Raw genomic sequence first — 7,663 nt, forward strand, 5'->3', positions numbered from 1 at the left:
ATATAGCCTTTCGAGCTCTCATAGGAGGTACTATCGGGCATCGGGCATAGGGCATAGGGCATAGGGCCTAAAAGCATACCTCAATTTTTTGAGAACCGCTATAGAGGTGTAATTAAGTAAGCCTTTAATTGCTCGGTAATAGTAATTTAGAGTAAAAAAATAGAAATTGACAATGGTAATTATGGCAATTGAATTGAATCAAGCTAATTTTTTAGAACCAATTCCTGACAAGTTAACCCTGGTGCAGACCCAGAATTTGCTTAAGATTCAGCCCTGGAATATATCCGGGCGAGAACCTCAGATAGTTGCTGGGGGTGTGCTGTGAGAAATGCGGCAAAGGTAGCTTACATTCGCCAAATCACTCATTTCTTTGATTTGCTACGGGTATTGGTCGATCGCGATATGAAATTACTTTACAAGCGATCGACCTTGGGGATTGCTTGGACTTTAATCAGTCCGCTGTTACAGTTGGCTGTATTTTCCTTTTTGTTTCGCTCTGTCGTAGCGCTGAATATTCCCAAATTTTCTTCCTTTGTTTTCAGCGGCTTGTTAATTTGGAGTTGGTCTCAAACGGCATTATTTAAATCAACGGGATTAATTACCACTAATAAGGCACTAATCAGGCAGCCAAATTTCCCCACGGCAATTTTGCCGGTAGTCACGACGATGACTGGGCTAATTCACTTTGTGTTAGCTTTGCCGGTGTTAATTATCTTTCTGCTAATTGATGGTATTCATCTAAATTCAGTGCTGCTTTTCTTGCCGCTGCTGATGATTATTCAGTTTTTGTTGACAGTTAGTTTTGCTTATCCCCTTGCCGCTTTAAATGTCACTTTTCGCGACACTCAACACACTTTGGGAGTAGTGTTGCAGATGATGTTTTACCTAACTCCGATTTTCTACGACATCAACAGCGTACCGGAAAAATTTAAGATTTTCTATTACTTAAATCCAATGGTGCCGCTGATTGAAGCTTACCGCGCCATACTGCTCAAAGGTATGCAGCCGGATTGGCAGGCTCTGTTAGTTTTGAGCTTGGCTGTGGCGGCTCTTTTGCCCATCGGACTGGGAATTTTTAGACGGCAAAGCGATCGTTTTGTGGAGGAATTATAAATGCGAGAAGCAATTATTGTCAAGGGTTTGGGTAAGCGTTTTAACCGCTACTCTGCCGCGAAACCTTATACCATTATGGAGGCAGCTTTGTCCGGTTGGTGGAAACTGAAGCCGGAGGCGAGTTTTTGGGCGCTGCGGAATATAAATTTTACTGTTTCTCCTGGGGAAATGCTGGGAATTCTTGGCAAGAATGGGGCGGGAAAATCAACGCTGCTGCAACTTGTCGGCGGGATTGGTCAGGCTGAGGAAGGAACTATTAAAGTGAACGGCAGAATAGGCGGTTTGTTAGATTTGGGTGCGGGTTTTCACACGGATCTAACGGGCAGAGAAAACGTGTTTGTGGGTGCTGTGGTGGCCGGTTTGACTAGCCGGGAAGTGGCGCGCAGGTTTGACGATATTGTGGAATTTGCAGAGTTAAAACAGTTTATTGACAGCCCGATGCGGACTTACAGTACGGGGATGAAAATGCGGCTGGCTTTTTCGGTGGCGGTGCATACCGATCCCGAAGTGCTGTTAGTTGATGAACATTTGTCGGTTGGTGATGTGGCTTTTCAAACTAAATGTTTGAACAAGATAACTGAGTTTAAAAATCAAGGATGTGCGATTGTTTTGATTTCTCACACTGCGTCGCAAATTCAGAAAATGTGCGATCGGGCTTTGTGGCTAAAATCAGGTGAAATCGTGGCCTATGGGGAACCGGAAGTAGTAGTCGGTCAGTATTTGTCAGAAATGCGATCGTCCACAGAAAATCGCACTCCCCTGCGCGGTGCTGAAGCTACAACTAGCGGCTCGCCACTGCGAGGTAATCAGAATCGCTTCGGTTCTTTGGAAGTAGAAATTACCGATGTTAAAGTATTTCCGAATGCAGAAATAGATAGCGGTGATGCTATTAGCATTGAAATCTATTATTCGGTGTCCCAGGAAATTTCTGCTGCTATTTTTGCCGTGACAATCAGCAGGGATGATGGTCAAAGTTGTTTTGAGACTAATACTAATCAAATGGGCAGACTGCTGCCGCTTGTAAAGGGGAAAGGCAAAATCAGGCTGCAAATAGACAGGCTGGATTTAGGAAACGGTCAGTATTACGTGAATGTTGGGGTTTACGAGGAAACTTTGGCTTACGCCTACGATTATCATTGGCAGGTTTATCCGCTGTACGTGCGATCGACTGTCAACCAAAAAACGATTCTTTGTCCGCCGTACCGCTGGGAATTTGAGGGCAAAATGCCGCTTCTAGATTTAGCCGAACCAGCCGCTGCAACTTACGATTTGGATAAGAATAATCCCGGCTGCGCCAAGATTTTGACTCAGTTGGAAAACAAGCAAAAACCTGACTTTTTAATGATTGGCGCTCAAAACTGCGGCACGGAATCTCTATACGGTTATCTCGCAAATCACTTGCAAATGCTCAAAGAAGGTTCGCGGGACATTCACTTTTTTGAATTAAATTTCGAGCGCGGTGTTGAGTGGTACAGCAAGCAGTTGACGCGGAGTGTAGCGAGTGAGAAAGTGTTCCTGTGGGAGATGACTGCTTACTATATTTATCATCCTTTAGTAGCGGAGCGAGTTTACAAGTGTTTCCCGGATGTTAAGCTGATTGTAATGCTGCGAAACCCTGTAAAACGAGCGTGGATGCACTATCATTTAGAAGTGGCGAACGGCTGCGAAAAGTTGGATTTTGAAAAAGCGATCGCCTCAGAGGGCGATCGGCTCAAAGGTGAGATTGAAAAAATCAAAGCAGACGAAAATTATTACAGTTTCAATCACCAACATTATTCCTATTTGTCGCGGGGAATTTATGTAGAACAAATCAAAAATTGGCTCGACTATTTTCCGAGAGAACAGTTGCTAATTATCAAGAGCGAAGATTTTTACGCGCAGACAGGCAAAGTTTTTTCCGAAGTATTGAACTTTCTGAATATTAGTGAGAGTACAAGTAAAGAATATGAAATCAATCATGTCTATGAATACAGCCAAATGCCACCGAAAATCGCACAAGAATTGACTAATTACTTCAAGCCTTACAATCAGGAACTTTCGGATTTGTTGCAGGAGGATTTTAGTTGGAGTTAGGATTTTTGACGAACTGCATAACTCCCAGAGATGAACATTAATCATACCTCTTTCTTTTCTTCCTCAGTGTCCTCTGCGCTCTCTGCGGTTCATAAAAAAAATCTAATTCACAAACCATTTATCAGCTATAAAAATGAAACGAATATTTTTAATAGGCTCTCCGAGAAGCGGCACAACCATGCTGCAAAGTTTATTGGCTGCTCATCCTGAAGTTATATCTTTTCCTGAATCTAAGTTTTTTCACTATTTACTGTACAAGAAGTTTGCGGGAAAGTTGCCAGGTAGAATGGAAGCTTTTTTTAAAGATGAGATTAATCGCCCTGAACTTTTGCAAGGTTTTGATGACAGTCAAAATTTGGGAACTAAAGTTAGTTGGTTTGTCGGAGTTTTGGATGGTTTGGCTGCGGAACAAAACAAAAGCATTTGGTTGGAAAAAACGCCGGAACATATATATTTTATTGATGACATAGAGCGATTTTTACCGGATGCGAAATTCATACATATTTTGCGAAACGGTATGGATACAATAGCTTCTCTGCATGAGGCTACTAGGAATTCTCATGATTTGTGGGGGCCTGGTTGGGATTTAAACCACTGTATCCACCGCTGGAAGGAGGCGACGTTAATTAGCCACAAATATGCTAAGAATTCTAATCATATATTAGTCAAGTATGAGGAAATTGTTGATAATAAAGTCAAGAAATTAGAAGAGCTTTGTCACTTTATGGGTATTGAGTATGACGAAAAAATGCTGGAACTTTATCAAGAAAAAGCAGCTAGTCTCAGTTTAAATTTACCTTGGCACCAAGGAATTGAGAGAGAGGTTAAAAGTAGTAAAATTCACAAATATCATAAAATTTTTACGAGAAATGAAATTAAAGATATTTTAGATAAGATTAAGCGAGTCAAGGGTGAAATTGCCTGGAAAGTTACGGTAGAAGCGAGCAAACCAATTTCGGATATTTACACTTTGCAAATATACGATCGCCTGCACTGTACAATTCAACTAGAAGGCATTAAACTCGGTGTTGTGGAATTGCCAGTCTGCGACGGGATTGTGGCTGGTGCGGTGTTGGCGGATGCGATCGCCGCCCAGTTTGCTTGGCCAATTCTCGATCGCTACTTTCAACGCAATCGCTGCGAAAAAGGTAATAGATTGTGGGAAACTTTGCTGAAACCGTTGCGCCCCAAACATGATTGGACGCTATTTTTCCAAGATTTTTGGGAACGCCCAAATTGGCAATTAGATAATTTTTATCAATCAGAAATAGCAGAAAAAGTCCCAACAATTACGCTTGAAAAAGGTTTAATTGCTGTAGAAGTTAGCGAGGAATTGCCTAATATAAAAGTTGAGCTTTCTGAAATAGATGTGCTGGTGAAAGTCGGCGGCGTTGCTATCGGTAGAGTCACGGTTGCGGTGGAAAATAATTTTGTTTCTGCTCAAAAATTGCGATCGACAATTACTCGAAATAGCGGTTTTGAGTTGTGCGTCGCCGCCGTGCGAGAAGCTTTGCTGGGAAAACCGCTCGACGGCAAGCAATCGCTGCGATCGCGCTTAGCCTCTGCTGCCCGCCAAAGGTCGAATCAGCCCGAATGGTTGAATGCAGAGGGTTATGGTGGCATTTACCCGCCAACTGCGGTGATGTTCGGCAGGCGATCGGGTGCGATCGGCACCAGTATCAGCCGCCGCGCCGCACTCCCAGCCGCAGCCCTACGAGAAATCGCATCAGCAGCAGCAATCGCCGGGGAAACAACAATGGAAATTCCCCAACAAAACGAATTACCAAAACAAGTATTTTACGCACCGGAAATCATTGGCTCAAAATCTTCTTATCGAGAACCTTATCACTCGGTGAAACCTCAACTTTCCGAGAATCATAGCGTTACAAAAAAACTCCCGATTCTCTCCTACCGCCGCATTTCTCCTGACGGTTTAGACGCAATTACTCCCCAGATTTTTGAACAACAGTTAAAAAATCTCAAAAATCAGGGTTATTACAGTGCGAGTTGGGAAAATTGGCAAAGTGCGAAACGGGATAAAACTCCTTTACCCGGCAAAGCCGTATTGATAACATTTGACGGAGGCTATCTCGACTTTTTCCAATATGCTTGGCCTTTGCTAAAACGCTATGATTTTACAGCAACTGTTTTTTTAGTAGCCGAGTCGATTGGAAAGACAAATAGTTGGGAAAAAGCCGAAGGTGAAGAAGTAAACTTAATGGGATGGCCAGAAATTAGACAACTGCGGGATGCAGGAATTGAATTCGGTTCGATGTCTGCTACCTATCAACCTCTGACTGCATTGTCGCCCACAGAAATTGTGCGTGAAGGAGCAAAATCTCGCGCTATTTTGGAACAGGGATTAGGAAAATCTGTTAAATGTTTTGCCTATCCTTACGGCGATGTCGATAAAATTGTAGAACATTTAATCGGGGCGACTGGGTATACTTTTGGTGTATCCTATAGGTCAAACTTTAGCAGTTTAGACGATTCTTTAATGTCGCTACCCCGCATTCAAATCACAAAGGAAAACCCCTTAAAACTAGGTTCGCAGTGAGGAATTGAGTTCGCATTCGGAAGGACTAAGGAATGAAAATTTAATAACTTAAGCGATTTCTCGTTACCAGGCTCTGCCTGGTAATGCAGGTGCGGAGGCTCTGCCTCCTTCTATCTCGCAACTTACAGGATAGAGGAGTGCAGGAAGTGCTTAAGTTATTAAGTTTTCCATCCTAAAGTCCTCAGTAAAAACCACAAAATTAGGTTCATAGTGAGGAATTTAGTCCGCATTCGGAAGAAATAAATTCCTCACGACAAACAAACTTAATGACGATTTAGATAATTGCTAAAAACTTTTTCTCAGCCGCTGCACCAAACCCTGAAATTTCCGCCCCAAATAACCGCCAAATCCTCTATAAATCTTCTCAAACTTGTAATAAAATAAAATATCCATCACATCATCAGTTTTCATGTACTTTAAGTAAGAAATTGCCTTGTCTGTAAGTTCATCATTAACATCATCGATATACTTTCTCACCGCCAACCTTTCCGAAATATGCCATTTTTGATCGAACTTGCGGTGCATTTGGGTTTCATAATCTCCAAAATCTGAGATTTTCCCGTCCAAATATTTTTCAATATATTTCCCCGCAATTTCGGCACCATCCATCCCGTGTCTGATACCCTCGCCGCCCAAAAAATTTACAGTGGAGACAGTATCGCCGATCGCAATTATATTCTCCTTGTAATAAATATCCCGCAAACCCTGACTGTACTTCAGAGTAGAACCGTGTTTGTCAATAATTGTATAATTTTTAGACTTCAGATATTCATCAATCAGCAAATCGATATATTTTTTCAAAGGTTCCAAACTTTTCACATTTTTCGGATCTAAAAAAATGCGGCCCGCACCAACTTTCAGGCGATTTTGTGCCATTGGAAATATCCAAGAATAACCCTTCGGCATCCATTTATCGCCCAAAAAAAAGATTAAATCATTGGCATATTTATGATAAATTTCCGGTTCCACTTCAATTAAATATTCGATGCCGGTTCCCGATAAAAAATTAGGCTTATCTTTTTCTTTTTCGTACATAATCGCCCTCGCAAAACCCGTAGCATCAACCAAAACTTTAGTGCTAGCTTTGATAAGTTGACCGTCGGATAGCTGTTTGAATTCTACGATGGTTTCGCCGCTGGCTTGGGAGTGTTTTATGTAGCGACAACCAAGCCAAACTTCACTTCCGTTTCCCTGAACTTCACTGGCGAGAAATGCTCTAAATTTAGCAAAATTCAAGACAACTCCCAAACTTTTAGGAGACTCCCAAGTTTGACTGACTTTGCTGGTTTCAATAGTCAGTTTGTGCCAATAACTGCCGATTACTGATTCGGGTAAATCGAATTGAGAGAGGGTTTCTAGAGGTGTGGCGGCGCTGGAAAAGTCGTTTTTATTAAAATTGTCGTTTTGTTCGGCAAGCAAGACTTTGCGGCCGGATTTTGCTAATATTCTCGCGCAGTGACCGCCTGCTGGGCCTGCTCCTACTATTACTATATCAAAACTTTTTAAAGTCATCTTGCTATTAATTCGCTTCTAATGTCAAAACACCCGCCGAAATATCAACTACTAACCGCCGATTTTTCAGCCACTGGCGGCCGATTAAAATTTCCGGTACTCCCGCGCCTACATGAACGGGAATGTCAAATTCTTGACCCTCAATTCTGATTTTTTCTGCATAAATATCGAAATCAAATTCTCCCTTAGCTGTCCGCATTTCTTGCCGCCTAACATAAGTCCAATCGAGTCCTTCTAAATCCTGAATATCCATTGCTAACCAGCCCGAAAAACCTGTATCTAGCAGAGCATCAACAGGTAATTCTAAGCCGTTATCAGCAATCAAGTCAACTTCAAAAAATAGTTCGTCCTTATCACCAAATCTTCCCTCAATCATATCGTGCCGCACGCCCCTGTATGGTTGATCTG

General features: G+C 42.2%; 6 protein-coding genes. 4 read left to right on the forward strand and 2 right to left on the reverse strand.

Features of this window, described 5'->3' with window-relative positions; translation table 11 throughout:
• Positions 1-181 precede the first annotated feature (181 nt).
• From WBA89_RS23815 to WBA89_RS23830, 4 genes are all read left to right on the forward strand, one after another.
• Complete coding sequence (locus WBA89_RS23815) at positions 182-325, forward strand: hypothetical protein (protein WP_424409919.1); 144 nt, start codon at positions 182-184, stop codon at positions 323-325.
• Complete coding sequence (locus tag WBA89_RS23820; protein WP_424409921.1) at positions 322-1,113, forward strand: ABC transporter permease; 792 nt, start codon at positions 322-324, stop codon at positions 1,111-1,113. The genes WBA89_RS23815 and WBA89_RS23820 overlap by 4 nt, the downstream gene beginning before the upstream one ends.
• Positions 1,114-3,186, forward strand: a complete 2,073-nt coding sequence (locus WBA89_RS23825; protein WP_424409922.1) for a Wzt carbohydrate-binding domain-containing protein — start codon at positions 1,114-1,116, stop codon at positions 3,184-3,186. It abuts the gene before it with no gap.
• Between the two features lie 133 nt (positions 3,187-3,319).
• Positions 3,320-5,743 (forward strand): sulfotransferase, encoded by a 2,424-nt coding sequence (locus WBA89_RS23830; protein WP_424409923.1) that lies wholly within the window; start codon positions 3,320-3,322, stop codon positions 5,741-5,743.
• Between the two features lie 285 nt (positions 5,744-6,028).
• On the opposite strand, the gene WBA89_RS23835 is transcribed toward WBA89_RS23830, so the two are convergent.
• Both WBA89_RS23835 and WBA89_RS23840 read right to left on the reverse strand, forming a co-directional pair.
• Positions 6,029-7,255 carry an NAD(P)/FAD-dependent oxidoreductase gene (locus tag WBA89_RS23835; RefSeq protein WP_424409925.1) on the reverse strand — a complete coding sequence of 409 codons (1,227 nt, stop codon included), beginning with the start codon at positions 7,253-7,255 and terminating at the stop codon, positions 6,029-6,031.
• 7 nt (positions 7,256-7,262) lie between these two features.
• Positions 7,263-7,663 (reverse strand): hypothetical protein (locus tag WBA89_RS23840; protein ID WP_424409926.1); only part of this gene is annotated, 401 nt, incomplete at its 5' end.

Origin of the sequence: Microcoleus sp. (assembly GCF_049646505.1) — a bacterium.
In the GTDB taxonomy this organism is placed as follows: domain Bacteria; phylum Cyanobacteriota; class Cyanobacteriia; order Cyanobacteriales; family Microcoleaceae; genus Microcoleus.